Origin of the sequence: Aeromicrobium phoceense (genome assembly GCF_013868155.1) — a bacterium.
In the GTDB taxonomy this organism is placed as follows: domain Bacteria; phylum Actinomycetota; class Actinomycetes; order Propionibacteriales; family Nocardioidaceae; genus Aeromicrobium; species Aeromicrobium phoceense.
This window is the reverse complement of record NZ_JACEOG010000001.1, coordinates 598,388-611,242: the sequence shown is the minus strand read 5'-3', so window position 1 is coordinate 611,242 and position 12,855 is coordinate 598,388. Positions and strand designations below refer to the sequence as shown.

The following is a 12,855-nucleotide window of genomic DNA, read 5'->3' as shown; positions in this document are numbered from 1 at the left end:
AACCTGCGACGCGCGTGACCCCGATCACCGGAAAGCCCTGTGACGCGAGTCATTTTGGAACTGTACCGTCTGGACGGTACAGTAAGGTGATGTCCACGTTCACACCTCATGCCGCCCGTGCCGGCCGACGCGAATGGTCCGCGTTGGCCGTGCTGATGCTGCCCGTCCTGCTCGTCTCGGTCGACAACACGGTGCTGTCCTTCGCGCTGCCCGAGATCAGTCGCGAGCTGCGCCCGAGTGGCAACCAGCTCATGTGGATCGTCGACATCTACGCGCTCATGCTGGCGGGCCTGCTCATCGCCATGGGCAGCCTCGGCGACCGCATCGGTCGCCGCCGCCTGCTCGTGGCCGGCTCCGCCGGGTTCGGCGCCGCCTCCGTGCTCGCGGCCTTCAGCACGAGCCCGGAGATGCTGATCGCGGGCCGTGCGCTGCTCGGCTTCTTCGGCGCGACCCTCATGCCCTCGACGCTGTCGCTGATCCGCAACATCTTCGAGGACGCGCGCGACCGCCGCACCGCGATCGCCGCGTGGGCGGCCATGTTCTCCGGCGGTGCCGTCCTCGGCCCGGTGGTGGGCGGCTACCTGCTCGAGCACTTCTGGTGGGGCTCGGTGTTCCTGCTGAACGTCCCGTTGATCATCGCCTTCGTTCCCGCGGCGCTCGCGCTCATCCCCGAGTCGCGCGACCCCCAGCCCGGGCCGTTCGACCCGACCTCGGTTGTGCTGTCGCTGGTCGCGATGGTGCCGCTCGTCTTCGCGATCAAGCACGGTGCCACGGCCGGCCTCGACGACACCACGCTCGCCGCGCTGGCCCTCGGCCTCGGCGCCGGCTGGTGGTTCATCCGTCGCCAGCAGCGCAGTGCCACGCCGATGCTCGACCTGAGCCTGTTCCGCAACCCGGTCTTCAGCGGCGCCCTGGCGGCGAACGCCCTCAGCCTCATGGCGCTGGCGGGCTTCCTCTACTTCGGCGCCCAGCTGCTCCAGCTCGTGCTGGGGCTGTCCCCGCTGGAGTCGGCGCTGGTCCTGGTGCCCGGTTCGATCGCCACGATGGCGGCCGGCTTCGCGGCCGTGCGCCTCGTCGAGCGAGTCCCGGCGCGCACCCTCGTGCCGCTGAGCTTCATGCTGTCGTCGAGCGGCTACGCGCTGGCGGCCTTCACGGGTCACCCGACGGTGCTCTCGGTGGGTGTGGCGTTCCTGATCCTGGGCATCGGCATCGGCCTGGCCGAGACGATCACCAACGACCTCATCCTGTCGAGCGTGCCGCCGCAGAAGGCGGGCGCCGCGTCGGCGATCTCCGAGACCGCCTACGAGATCGGTGCCGTCCTGGGCACCGCGGTGCTCGGCAGCGTGCTCACCGCGACGTTCCGCTCGAACCTGACGGTCCCGGCGGTCGCGAAGTTCGGCGAGCAGGAGAACGCGTTCGAGACCCGGCAGCACCCTGCAGTTCGCCGAGCAGTTCGCGGCGCCGGTGCAGGGGTGGATCCACGCCTCGGCCGCCTCGGCGTTCGACCTCGGTGTGCAGTTCACCGCGGGTGCGGCGATCTTCGTCGCCCTGGCCGCTGCGCTCATCTCGCGACGCACCCTGCGCCACGCCTGAGCGGTCCTACACTCGGCCCATGCGGGGTCGTGTCGCGCTGGTCTCAGCCCTCCTGGTGGTGGCGGGGTGCTCGGCCGCGCCCGACCTCGAGGACCCGCCGGAGGGGTTCACGGCTGAGGTGATGCAGTACCGCGGCAAGCGCCTGACCCGTGACATCGCGATCGCGATCCGCAACGACACCGACCGCGAGATCACGCTCTCGGCGATGCGCCTGGAGTCGAACCGGTGGTCCGAGGCGTTCGACTGGTCGGGCACGGAGTCGGTCGGTCCGGGCTTCGGCACGGGGATCGACGTCGACCCGCCCGCCGGCAGGTGCCCCGACGGTGAGGACCTCGCGACGGTCGCGGAGTTCACCTACCGCACCGGCGACGACGATCGCCGTTCGCGAGTGGACGTCGAGGACCCGTACGGCGTGCTGCAGGACCTGGTCGATGGCGACTGCGGCGAGCAGGCCTTCGACGCCGCCACCACGGTCACGGTCGGCTCGCCGGCGGTCCGCGGTGACACGTGGTCGGCCACCGTCGACCTCGCTCCGCGTGAGCCGAACGACGTGGTGCTGCTCGGCTTCGCGCCCACGCTGCGCTTCGCGTTCGGCCCGGCCACGCCGGTGGACGTGGAGCTGCCGCTCGACCAGCCGCAGCGCGTGCGTCTCGACGTCGTCATGGGCCGCTGCGATCCGCACGTGGTCGCCGAGGACAAGGTCGGGTCGCGCTTCGGCGTCCGCGTGCGCACCACCGACATCGATCACGCGTACTTCACGCTGCCGCTCGACGATGCGGTCCGCGAGTCGCTGGAGGAGTTCTACGCCGAGCGCTGCCGGCCCTGAGCCACGGCTGTCTCCGGTTCGGTCTGGAACACTGGCGACGTGACCGAGCACTACCCGTTGGACGACCACGCCGACTCCCGCTCGCTGCTCGTCGCCGCCGCCTACGTGATCCTGCGCCGTGGTGACGAGGTCTTCGTGCAGCGTCGTGCCGGGACCGGGTACCGCGACGGCTACTGGGCGGTCGTGGCCGGCCACGTCGACCCCGGCGAGTCCGTGCACGAGGCCGCGGTGCGCGAGGCGCTCGAGGAGGCCGGCGTGACGATCGCGCCCGACGACCTGCGTCCCGTGACCGCGATCCACCGCTTCGAACGCGGCGGCCCGCAGGTCGAGCAGCGGATCGACGTCTTCTTCGAGGTGACGCGGTGGAGCGGCGACGCGGCCCACCTGGAGGCGGACAAGGCCGCCGAGGCCGGGTGGTACCCGTTGTCGGCCCTGCCTGAGCCGTTCGTGCCCCACGAGCGCGACGTGCTCGACCTCCTCGCCGCCGGCACCCCCGTGCCGCCGGTGATCTCGCTGCCGATGTGAGACCGCCGGTGGCGTGATCTCGACGAGGACTGGCAGCGGGCGCCGCTGGCCCCGGGTGACGCCCACCTGACAGCATGGCCCGGTGACCCGCCGCGACAGCCTGCTCGCCGTCCTCGTGGCGGTGCTCTGGGGCTGCAACTTCGTCGCGATCCACGTCGGTCTCGCCGACGTGCCGCCCTTCCTGTTCCTGGCGATCCGGTTCGTCCTCGTGGCGTTTCCCCTCGTGTTCTTCGTGGCCCGGCCGAAGGCCTCGTGGCAGGTCGTCGTCGCCGTCGGATTCTTCATGAGCTTCGGTCAGTTCGGGCTGCTGTACCTGGCGATGGACATCGGCATGCCCGCCGGGCTGGCCGCACTGGTCCTGCAGGCACAGGTCATCTTCACGATCCTCATCGCCGCCGGCGTCCTCGGCGAGCGGGCGTCCTGCCGTCAGGGCATCGGCGCCGCGATCGGCACCGCCGGCCTGGCGATCGTCGCCTGGGGCTTCCACCAGGACGCGCCGCTGGTCCCGCTGCTCGTCACGATCGGCGCCGCGCTCTCGTGGGCGATCGGCAACGTCGTGGCGCGGGCGGCGAAGGTGTCGTCGGGGCTGTCGCTCGTGGTGTGGTCGGCGCTCGTCGTGCCGCTGCCCGCGCTCGCCGTCTCGCTCACGGTGGAGGGACCGGCCGAGATCTCGGCCGCCCTGGGCCGGTTCGGGATGGAGGCCTGGGTCAGCACGCTCTACACCGTGGTGCTGTCCTCGCTCGTGGGCTACACGATCTTCAACGGCCTGATGGCGAAGTACCCCGCGGCCAGCGTCGTGCCGTTCATCCTGCTCGTCCCGCCGGTCGGGGTCCTGTCGGCGTGGGTCGCGCTGGACGAGGTGCCCAGCGCGCTGGAGTGGGTGGGCGGCATCGTGATGATGGTCGGCGTGGCGGTCGCCACGGTGTCGTTCAGGTCGCGAGCAGCGCGGCGCGCGACATCGACGCCAGCAGCCGCGCCATCGAGTCCGCGCTGATCCGCGCCGAGTGCGGCGTGGAGTTGATCAGCCCGAACACCGCCTGGACGGCGGCACGGGCCGTCGCGCGGTCGAGGTCGGCGCGCAGCTCGCGCAGTGTCTCGACCCACGCGTCGATGTAGGCCAGCTGCAGCTCGCGTACGGCGGCCTGGGCGGCCGGCGGGAGGTTCGACCACTCGCGGTCCTGGATCACGATGAGCGCCGGGTGGGTCAGCGCGAACTCGACGTGCCACGCGATGAGGGCGTCGAGGGCCGCGGCCGGATCGCCGGCCTCCGCGCGACGCTGCCGACCCTCCGAGAGGAGTCGCTCGCTGATGGAGGTGAGCGAGTGGGCCAGCAGGTCCTCCTTGCCGGCGAAGTGCTTGTAGAGGGCCGGGCCGGAGATCCCGCACGCCTCGCCGATGTCGTTGACCGAGACCCCGTGGAAGCCGCGCTCGGCGAACAGTCCGGCGGCGGTGTCGAGGATCTGCTCGCGGCGGCTCACGGCAGGAGCATAGCAGCGCAGGTTAATGAGTGTTAACCTTCGAGCCGTGAACATGAGAGAGCTCGTCGCCGAGCTGAGGGAGCGCACCGCCACCGCGCGGCTGGGCGGGTCGGAGAAGGCCCGCGAGCGTCACGTCTCGCGCGGCAAGCTGCTGCCGCGCGAGCGGGTGGACCGGCTGCTCGACCCGGGCTCGCCCTTCCTCGAGATCGGCGCGCTCGCCGCCTACGGCCTCTACGGGGACGACCCGTTCGCCGTCCCGAGCGCCGGCATCATCACGGGCATCGGCACCGTCTCCGGGCGCGAGTGCGTGATCGTGGCGAACGACGCGACGGTCAAGGGCGGCACGTACTACCCGCTCACCGTCAAGAAGCACCTGCGGGCCCAGACCATCGCGGCGGACAACCACCTGCCGTGCCTCTACCTCGTGGACTCCGGGGGCGCCTTCCTGCCGATGCAGGACGAGGTCTTCCCCGACCGCGACCACTTCGGCCGGATCTTCTTCCACCAGGCGCAGATGTCCTCGCGCGGCATCCCGCAGGTGGCCGCGGTGATGGGCTCGTGCACCGCGGGCGGCGCCTACGTGCCGGCGATGAGCGACGAGTCGGTGATCGTGCGCGACCAGGGCACGATCTTCCTCGGCGGGCCGCCCCTCGTGAAGGCGGCGACCGGCGAGGTCGTGACGGCGGAGGAGCTCGGCGGCGGCGAGGTCCACGCCAAGGTCTCCGGCGTCGTCGACCACCTGGCCGACGACGACGACCACGCGCTCCAGCTCGTGCGCTCGATCGTCGACACCTTCGCGCGTCCCCAGGAGCCCACGATCGCGCGCCGCGAACCGATGCCGCCGCGCGAGGATCCCGACGGCCTCTACGACGTCGTCCCGGTGGACTCGCGCACGCCCTACGACGTGCGCGAGGTGATCAGCCGCATCGTCGACGACTCCCGCCTGCACGAGTTCAAGCCGCTGTACGGCGACACCCTCGTGTGCGGGTTCGCGCACATCGACGGCTGGCCCGTGGCGATCCTGGCCAACAACGGCATCCTGTTCAGCGAGTCGGCGCTCAAGGGCGCCCACTTCATCGAGCTGGCGAACCAGCGAGGCATCCCGCTGGTGTTCCTGCAGAACATCACCGGCTTCATGGTCGGCCGGGAGTACGAGAACGGCGGCATCGCCAAGGACGGCGCGAAGCTCGTCACGGCCGTCGCCTCGAGCGTCGTGCCGAAGTTCACCGTGGTCATCGGCGGCTCGTTCGGCGCCGGCAACTACGGCATGTGCGGCCGCGCCTACGACCCGCGGTTCCTGTGGATGTGGCCCAACGCCCGGATCTCGGTGATGGGTGGCGAGCAGGCGGCGTCGGTCCTGGCGACCGTGCGCGGCGACTTCGACTCGCCCGACGCCGAGGAGGCGTTCAAGGCGCCGATCCGCGACCAGTACGAGACGCAGGGCTCGCCGTACTACTCCACCGCGCGGCTGTGGGACGACGGGATCATCGACCCGGTCGACACCCGACGGGTCCTGGCCCTCGGCCTGGCCGCGGCCGCCCACGCCCCCGTTCCCGCGCCGAGCTTCGGCATCTTCCGGATGTGAGTGACATGACCCTCGACTCCGTGCTGGTCGCCAACCGCGGCGAGATCGCCGCCCGTGTCCTGCGGGCGTGCCGCGAGCTCGGCATCCGCGGCATCGCCGTGCACGTCGCCGGCGACACCCCTCACGTCCCGTGGGCCGACGCCGCGGTCGAGGTGCCGTCGTACCTCGACGGCGCCGCGATCGTCGAGGCCGCGCGCGAGGCCGGCGCCGCAGCCGTCCATCCCGGGTACGGCTTCCTCTCCGAGAACGCCCCGTTCGCGCGGGCCGTCACCGAGGCGGGGCTGGTCTTCGTGGGGCCGGACGCCGACGTCATCGAGCTGATGGGCCGCAAGGACCGGGCGCGAGAGGTCGCCGAGCGGGCCGGAGTTCCGGTCATGCCGCGCTACGATCCCGGCGCCGTGCCGGCCGACGCCTACCCCGTGCTCGTGAAGGCCGCCGCCGGCGGCGGCGGCAAGGGCATGCACGTCGTGCGCGACCCGAAGGACCTCGGCCACGCCCTGACCACCGCCGCTCGTGAGGCCCGCGCCGCGTTCGACGACGACACACTGCTCGTCGAGCGCTACGTCGAGGGCGGCCGTCACGTCGAGGTGCAGGTCTTCGGCGACCGCCAGGGCCACGTGGTGCACCTGCTCGACCGCGACTGCTCGGTGCAGCGTCGTCACCAGAAGGTCGTGGAGGAGGCTCCGGCACCGGGCCTGGACCCCGAGGTGCGCGACCGGATCCGGTCGGCCGCCGTCGCCCTGTGCCGTGAGGTGGGCTACGTCAACGCGGGCACGGTGGAGTACCTGGTCCACGGCGACGAGGCCTACTTCCTCGAGATGAACACGCGGCTCCAGGTGGAGCATCCGGTCACCGAGGAGGTCACCGGCACCGACCTCGTCCACTGGCAGCTGGCCGTCGCCGCCGGCGAGCCGCTGCTGCTGGGCCAGGACGAGATCACCGAGCACGGTCACGCCATCGAGGTGCGCGTCTACGCCGAGGACCCCTACGCGGGCTTCCTGCCGCAGGCCGGCCGCATCCGCGAGGTGTGGTGGCCCGGGGCGCGCGTGGAGTCGGTCATCGAGGACTTCGACGCGGCCGACGTGAGCGCCGCGTTCGACCCGATGATCGCGAAGATCGTCACGACGGGCGACGACCGCGACGAGGCCGTCGACGCGATGGTCGAGGCGCTCGACATGACGGCGGTCTTCGGCATCCGCTCGAACGTCGGGTTCCTGCGCCGGGTCGTGGACTCGGCGCGGTTCCGTGCGGCCGAGATGGACACCGGCTGGCTCGACACCGCGCCCGAGGAGCTGCTGTCGCTGCCGGTCGTGCCCGAGGACGCGGCGGCCTGCGCCGCACGCCTCCTGTGGCCGCGACCCGCCGACGGCTGGCGGCTGGCCGGCCCCGCGGCGCCGCTGCTGCTGCCCGTGGTCGACGAGGAGGGTGAGCGGCACGAGATCACATCCTGGTCCGACCACGTCCTGCCCGCCACGACCGACGGGGCCCGCGCGTGGGTCGCCGTCCGGGGCGAGACCCACGTCTTCGAGCGGCCCGACGGCACCCGCCGCCCGCGCGCCGTCCACGCCGGCGACGCCGAGGTCACGGCGCCCATGCCCGGCACCGTCATCGCCGTCGAGGTCGAGCAGGGCGACCGGGTCGAGGCCGGGCAGCGGCTCGGCGCCGTCGAGGCGATGAAGATGGAGCTGGCCCTCACCGCCGCGCACGCCGGCGTCGTCACCGAGGTGGCCGCCACGGTGGGCCGTCAGGTGAGGATGGGCGACCTGCTGTTCCACGTCGAGGCCCGGGAGGACTGATGGACGCACTGCCGATGGTCGAGCGCGATCCCGCCCTGCCCGAGCGCGTCACGATCTACGAGGTCGGTCCGCGCGACGGTCTGCAGAACGAGTCCGGCATCGTCCCCGTGGACGCCAAGGTCGCGTTCATCCACGACCTCATGGCGGCGGGGCTGCCGGTGGTCGAGGCCACGAGCTTCGTCCACCCCAAGTGGGTTCCGCAGCTCGCCGACGCCGGTGAGGTCGTGGCACGGCTGCCGATGGACGGTGCGGTCCCGCTGCCCGTCCTCGTGCCGAACGAGCGAGGGCTCGATCGCGCGCTGGAGGCCGGCGTGCGGCACATCGCGATCTTCGCCAGTGCCACCGAGACCTTCGCGCGCAAGAACCTCAACAGCTCGGTCGAGGACCAGTTCGCGATGTTCGCGCCGGTCGTCGCCCGCGCCCTCGACGCGGGCGTGGACGTCCGGGCCTACGTCTCCATGTGCTTCGGCGATCCCTGGGAGGGCCCGGTCGATCCCGCTCAGGTCGTGCGCGTCGGCTCGCGCCTGCTCGACCTCGGGGCCACCCAGCTGTCGATCGGCGACACGATCGGCGTGGGCACGGCCGCGCACGTGGCACGGCTCGTGGCGGAGTTCGCCGCGGCCGGCGTGGCGCCCGACCTGCTCGCGATGCACTTCCACGACACCTACGGCCAGGCGCTGGCGAACGCGCTCGCGGCGCTGCGCTGCGGCATCACGACCTTCGACGCGTCGGCCGGCGGCCTGGGTGGCTGCCCCTACGCCGAGAGCGCCACGGGCAACCTCGCCACCGAGGACCTCGTGTGGATGCTGAACGGCCTGGGGATCGAGCACGGCGTCGACCTGCCCGCGCTCGTCCGCGCAAGCGTCACGATGGCGCAGGTGCTGGGCCGCGAGAGCCCCTCCGCGGTCGTCCGCGCCCTCGCCTGATCTCGATACGCGGCTCGTTCCTCGCCCTGCTACTCGATCACCGGTGGCCGAGCGGCGCGCACCGGTGGTCGGGTGGCGCGCACCGGTGGTCGAGCGGCGCGCACCGGTGGTCGAGTAGCGCGCACCGGTGGTCGAGTAGCTCGCGAGCGCAGCGAGCGGCGTATCGAGACCACGTCCGGCTCAGCGTCGGAGGCGGCGGTCCTTGAGCTCGTCCTGGGCGTAGCGACCGACCTGCCACGTGCCGAAGCCGTCGGCGGTCGCGCCGACGGCGCCACCGAGCAGCGGGATCTTCTTGCCGGCGAGCATGAGCGCGCGGCGACCGATCGTGCGGCCGACGAGCTCGCCCGTGACCTCCTTGGCGATCCGGTCGTCGAGGACCGGATCGTGCATCGGCGAGGTCGCTAGCGCCATCGGCGAGGACGGCAGGGTGCGCTTCTTGATCATGTCGGCGACGGTGTCCTCGCCGAGCATCACCGCGAGCACGGCGTTGCGGACGCGCGGGTCCTCGATGTCGTAGCCGCGGAGGTGGGCGATGCTGGCCACGAGGTGGCACTGCACGATCGTCACGCCCACGACGTTCGCCGGGACGCTGACCGGCGCGAGTGCGATGCCGCCCAGGTTCGTGACGAAGCCCTGGAGCCCCGCGAGGCTGGTGTGGGAGCGGACCAGCGCGGCGACCGCCTTCTCGACGTCACCGCCGTGCGCCGCGAGCTTCGCCCCGGCCGTCTCGGCGACCGACCGCAGCGGCCCGACGCCGTCGATGGCGCTGTCGAGCACCGTGCGGACGTACCCGGAGGCCACGTTGGGCACGACACGGGTGCCGGCCTCCTTGGCGATGCGGTCCTTCAATCCCATGCGGCAAGCATAGGAAGCCTGGGCGAATCCGCTCACTCGCCGCGAGCGCGCCCCGCCCCTAGGGTGGCGCCATGGCCCAGGAGCCGTTCTCGACGCACGTGGCGACGCCCCAGTGGCGCGCCCTCGCGGTGGAGTGGCTCACGGGGGCCCTCGCCGAGCACGCGATCGCGGTGACCGGCGAGATCGAGCAGCCCCGGATCCGGCCCTGGTCGACCCAGCTCACCGTCCCCACCGACGCCGGGCGGGTCTGGTTCAAGGCCACGTGCCCGGCGATGGCGTTCGAGGCGCCCCTGCAGCAGGCGATGGCCCGCCTCGTGCCGGACGCCGTGCAGGAGCCGCTGGCCGTGGACGGCGAGCGGGGCTGGCTGCTCACGCTCGACCACGGCCCCACGGTCGGCGACCAGCGCACGCCCACGGCGCAGGACTGGTGCCGGGCCGTGGCACAGGCGGCCCGCGTGCAGCGTGCGCTGGCCGGCCACCGCGAGGAGCTGCTCGCCACCGGCCTGCCGGACGCGGGCCCGGAGACGGTCGTCGCGCGGTTCGACCGGCTGCTGGAGATCCATGAGCAGTCCCCGGCCGACCACGACGGTCGCGTCCCGCCCGGGCGGATCGAGGAGCTGCGCGCGCGCCGATCCGAGCTCGTCGACGCCTGCGCCGAGCTCGCCGCGTCGACCGTCCCGTCCACGTGGCAGCACGGTGACCTGCACCCGTGGAACCTGCACGGCTCGGGCGACGACGTCGCCTTCTTCGACCTCGGCGACGGCATGTGGGCCCACGCCGTCGAGCTGCTCTCGGTGCCCTACGGCGTCGTGACCTCGCAGGACGCGGTGGCGTGGGAGGACGTCGCGCCCGCCTGGTGCGAGGTGTGGGAGGTCGAGCCGCCCGAGTTCGAGCTGCTGTGGCGGGCCTCGGGCTTCACCCACGCCGTGAACCGCGCAGTGACGTGGCATCGGGCGCTGCTGACCGCCACCCGCGAGGAAATGGCCGAATGGGGCGGTGCCGTCGAGCACCACCTAACCTCCATGCTTGACGCATGAGACCGGTGCCCCTGCCGCCCTCGCCCTGGGCGTTCGAGCCGGCGGAGTGGCCCGAGGAGGACTGCATCGCGTCCGGCGCCGACCTCGAGCCGTCCACTCTCATCGCGGCCTACAAGCACGGGGCCTTCCCGATGCCCGACCGCAGGCGCCTGCTCTGGTGGTCGCCGATGGACCGTGGCGTCCTCGGGCCGGGTGACCTGCGCGTCTCGCGCTCGCTGCGGCGCTCGATGCGCTCGTTCACGATCACCGTGGACCAGGACTTCGAGGCCGTGATCGCCGCCTGCGCCGACCCGCGCCGTCCGGGCGCGTGGATCAACCCCGCGATCCGCAAGGCCTACATCCGGCTGTTCGAGCTGGGCCACGCGCACAGCGTCGAGACCCGCGACGAGCACGGGCGGCTCGTCGGAGGACTGTACGGACTGGGGATCGGAGCCCTGTTCGCAGGCGAATCGATGTTCCACCACCGCACCGACGCCTCGAAGGCGGCCCTGGTCGGCCTGGTCGAGCGGATGTCGGTGCTCCCGGACTGGCTCATCGACACCCAGTGGCAGACCGACCACCTGGCGACGCTGGGGGTGCGCGAGGTTCCGCGGGCGGACTACCTGGCCGCGATCGAGGCCCTCACGGAGCTCCCCGCACCCGATTGGGACTGAAATCTCGCGACACGCCCGGGGGCCCCCGGCAGGCGGACCCTCCCGTGTCATCCCTAGACTGACGCAGTACCCATTTCATCCATTTCAGGAGCAGAATCGTGGCACTTTCCCGCAACGATCTCGTGGCCGAGCTGGCCGCCAAGACCGGCAGCACCAAGAAGGACGTCGACGAGTTCGTCACCGCCTTCGCCGAGCTCGTCATCGACTCGGTCGCCAAGGGCGAGAAGATCTCGATCCCGGGTGTCCTCTCGGTCGAGCGCGTGCAGCGCGCCGCTCGCACGGGCCGCAACCCCGCCACGGGCGAGACCATCGACATCCCCGCCGGCTACGGCGTGAAGGTCAGCGCCGGCTCGCGCCTCAAGGCCGCCGCGAAGTGATCTGACGCCTCGCGTCGCGACGCCCCCGCCCCTGTGGTTCCCGAAGCTGTGGACACAGGGCCGGGGGCGTCGTTCGTCTGTGTGAGGATGCGGCCGTGAGCACCTCGACGACGTCCTATCCCCGACTGGCGCGTGAGTCCCCCGACTTCGCGCACTGGAAGCTGCCGGTCGCTGCGGTCGTGGGGAGCTTCCTCTACGTCGTCCTGGTCGTCGTCCTGGTCATCGTGGCCGTCGTCGGCGTCGCGGCGTCCGGCACGTCGTTCGACACGTGGCTCGACGGGACCGACAGCGACATCGCCCTGGACGATCCGGGCCTGCTGCTCTTCCAGCTCGCCACGATCGCGGTGCTGCTGCCCTGCGTCGTGCTGGCGGTCGCGCTCGTGTGGCGGCGCCACGTGGGCTACCTCCACTCGGTCGAGGGACACCTGCGCTGGTCGTGGCTCGGCCGTTGCCTCGCGCTGGCGTTCCTCGTCGTCGTGGCGGCGCTCGGCCTCTCGGTCCTGGTGGCCGCGGTGGCCGGCGACGAGCCCGTCAGCGTCGAGGCACCCGGTGGGCGCGCCCTGGCCGCCCTCGCGGTCGTCCTGCTGGTCGTGCCGTTCCAGGCCGCGGCCGAGGAGTACGTGTTCCGCGGCGGGCTGATGCAGCTGATCGGCTCGTGGACCCGCTGGACGGCGGTCCCCGTCGTCGCCACGAGCCTGCTGTTCGCCGCCGGCCACCTCTACTCGTTCTGGGGGCTCGTCTCGGTCTTCGCCTTCGGCGTCATCGCGGCCGTGCTCACCATCCGCACCGGTGGCCTCGAGGCCGCCGTGGCCCTGCACGTGGCCAACAACATCGTCCTCATGGTGCTCGACATCGTGGGCGTCATCGACTCCAGCGGCGAGGGAGCGGGCCTGTGGAACGAGGTCGTCCCGTCCACGGTGATGTGCCTCGTCTTCTGGGCCCTCGTCGAGTGGTCCGCCCGGCGTCGAGACCTCCAGCGGCGCCGTCCGCCGCTGCCCGCGCTGGCGCCCGCCCCGGCCCCTGCCTACGTCGTGGTGCCGCCGCCGCCGTACGTTCCCGTCGCCGAGGGCCCGGGTCCCGCGCTCCCGACGCCGCCTGCCGTGCCGGCCGCCCCGCAGCCCGTCGTGCCGCCCAACGCGCCGTCCTATCCGGGCGATCCCGGCGTGTGGGGTCGCTGAGCCACCACGAACGACGACGGGCTGCC

Annotated in this window: 13 protein-coding genes; 11 read left to right on the top strand and 2 right to left on the bottom strand. The window is 72.2% G+C overall.

The window, feature by feature from the left end; translation table 11 throughout:
• Positions 1 to 89: 89 nt before the first annotated feature.
• The 4 genes from H1W00_RS02945 to H1W00_RS02930 all read left to right on the top strand — a co-directional run bounded on the left by H1W00_RS02945 (position 90) and on the right by H1W00_RS02930 (position 3,938).
• Positions 90 to 1,715: an MFS transporter gene (locus H1W00_RS02945; RefSeq protein ID WP_206679955.1), complete on the top strand. Its 1,626-nt coding sequence runs from the start codon at positions 90 to 92 to the stop codon at positions 1,713 to 1,715.
• Entirely contained in the window at positions 1,613 to 2,419 is an 807-nt protein-coding gene (locus H1W00_RS02940; RefSeq protein WP_181753462.1) for a hypothetical protein, read from the top strand. The genes H1W00_RS02945 and H1W00_RS02940 overlap by 103 nt, the downstream gene beginning before the upstream one ends.
• A gap of 39 nt (positions 2,420 to 2,458) precedes the next feature.
• Positions 2,459 to 2,944, top strand: coding sequence for an NUDIX domain-containing protein (locus H1W00_RS02935; RefSeq protein ID WP_181753460.1), 486 nt, complete (start codon positions 2,459 to 2,461; stop codon positions 2,942 to 2,944).
• A gap of 82 nt (positions 2,945 to 3,026) precedes the next feature.
• On the top strand, positions 3,027 to 3,938 hold the full coding sequence (locus H1W00_RS02930) for an EamA family transporter (RefSeq protein WP_181753458.1): 912 nt from the start codon (positions 3,027 to 3,029) through the stop codon (positions 3,936 to 3,938).
• On the opposite strand, the gene H1W00_RS02925 is transcribed toward H1W00_RS02930, so the two are convergent.
• Positions 3,874 to 4,422 carry a TetR/AcrR family transcriptional regulator gene (locus H1W00_RS02925; protein ID WP_338072808.1) on the bottom strand — a complete coding sequence of 183 codons (549 nt, stop codon included), beginning with the start codon at positions 4,420 to 4,422 and terminating at the stop codon, positions 3,874 to 3,876. The genes H1W00_RS02930 and H1W00_RS02925 overlap by 65 nt on opposite strands.
• Positions 4,423 to 4,474: 52 nt before the next feature.
• On the opposite strand from H1W00_RS02925, the gene H1W00_RS02920 reads away from it, so the two are divergent.
• Genes H1W00_RS02920 through H1W00_RS02910 form a run of 3 tightly spaced genes read left to right on the top strand, consistent with a single transcriptional unit; the run spans position 4,475 to position 8,729 of the window.
• A complete protein-coding gene (locus H1W00_RS02920; protein WP_181753454.1) occupies positions 4,475 to 6,007 on the top strand; it encodes a carboxyl transferase domain-containing protein in 1,533 nt (510 codons plus the stop codon).
• A 5-nt stretch (positions 6,008 to 6,012) separates the two neighbouring features.
• Positions 6,013 to 7,803 carry an ATP-binding protein gene (locus H1W00_RS02915; protein WP_181753452.1) on the top strand — a complete coding sequence of 597 codons (1,791 nt, stop codon included), beginning with the start codon at positions 6,013 to 6,015 and terminating at the stop codon, positions 7,801 to 7,803.
• Positions 7,803 to 8,729, top strand: coding sequence for a hydroxymethylglutaryl-CoA lyase (locus H1W00_RS02910; RefSeq protein ID WP_181753450.1), 927 nt, complete (start codon positions 7,803 to 7,805; stop codon positions 8,727 to 8,729). Before H1W00_RS02915 ends, H1W00_RS02910 begins: the two co-directional genes overlap by 1 nt.
• Positions 8,730 to 8,909: 180 nt before the next feature.
• On the opposite strand, the gene H1W00_RS02905 is transcribed toward H1W00_RS02910, so the two are convergent.
• Entirely contained in the window at positions 8,910 to 9,584 is a 675-nt protein-coding gene (locus H1W00_RS02905) for an EcsC family protein (protein ID WP_181753448.1), read from the bottom strand.
• A 71-nt stretch (positions 9,585 to 9,655) separates the two neighbouring features.
• On the opposite strand from H1W00_RS02905, the gene H1W00_RS02900 reads away from it, so the two are divergent.
• The 4 genes from H1W00_RS02900 (at position 9,656) to H1W00_RS16965 (ending at position 12,829) form a co-directional block, all read left to right on the top strand.
• Complete coding sequence (locus H1W00_RS02900; RefSeq protein WP_181753446.1) at positions 9,656 to 10,621, top strand: phosphotransferase; 966 nt, start codon at positions 9,656 to 9,658, stop codon at positions 10,619 to 10,621.
• Complete coding sequence (gene aat, locus H1W00_RS02895) at positions 10,618 to 11,274, top strand: leucyl/phenylalanyl-tRNA--protein transferase (RefSeq protein WP_181753444.1); 657 nt, start codon at positions 10,618 to 10,620, stop codon at positions 11,272 to 11,274. The genes H1W00_RS02900 and aat overlap by 4 nt, the downstream gene beginning before the upstream one ends.
• Positions 11,275 to 11,372: 98 nt before the next feature.
• On the top strand, positions 11,373 to 11,651 hold the full coding sequence (locus H1W00_RS02890; protein ID WP_078699556.1) for an HU family DNA-binding protein: 279 nt from the start codon (positions 11,373 to 11,375) through the stop codon (positions 11,649 to 11,651).
• A 95-nt stretch (positions 11,652 to 11,746) separates the two neighbouring features.
• Entirely contained in the window at positions 11,747 to 12,829 is a 1,083-nt protein-coding gene (locus H1W00_RS16965; protein WP_181753442.1) for a CPBP family glutamic-type intramembrane protease, read from the top strand.
• Positions 12,830 to 12,855 lie beyond the last annotated feature (26 nt).

What these genes read in the sequence shown, in the direction of transcription:
- H1W00_RS02945 (WP_206679955.1), top strand. Translation starts at nt 90, where the DNA reads ATGTCCACGTTCACACCTCATGCCGCCCGTGCCGGCCGACGCGAATGG.
- H1W00_RS02940 (WP_181753462.1), top strand. Translation starts at nt 1,613, where the DNA reads ATGCGGGGTCGTGTCGCGCTGGTCTCAGCCCTCCTGGTGGTGGCGGGG.
- H1W00_RS02920 (WP_181753454.1), top strand. Translation starts at nt 4,475, where the DNA reads ATGAGAGAGCTCGTCGCCGAGCTGAGGGAGCGCACCGCCACCGCGCGG.
- H1W00_RS02915 (WP_181753452.1), top strand. Translation starts at nt 6,013, where the DNA reads ATGACCCTCGACTCCGTGCTGGTCGCCAACCGCGGCGAGATCGCCGCC.
- H1W00_RS02910 (WP_181753450.1), top strand. Translation starts at nt 7,803, where the DNA reads ATGGACGCACTGCCGATGGTCGAGCGCGATCCCGCCCTGCCCGAGCGC.
- H1W00_RS02905 (WP_181753448.1), bottom strand. Translation starts at nt 9,584, where the DNA reads ATGGGATTGAAGGACCGCATCGCCAAGGAGGCCGGCACCCGTGTCGTG.
- H1W00_RS02900 (WP_181753446.1), top strand. Translation starts at nt 9,656, where the DNA reads ATGGCCCAGGAGCCGTTCTCGACGCACGTGGCGACGCCCCAGTGGCGC.
- aat (WP_181753444.1), top strand. Translation starts at nt 10,618, where the DNA reads ATGAGACCGGTGCCCCTGCCGCCCTCGCCCTGGGCGTTCGAGCCGGCG.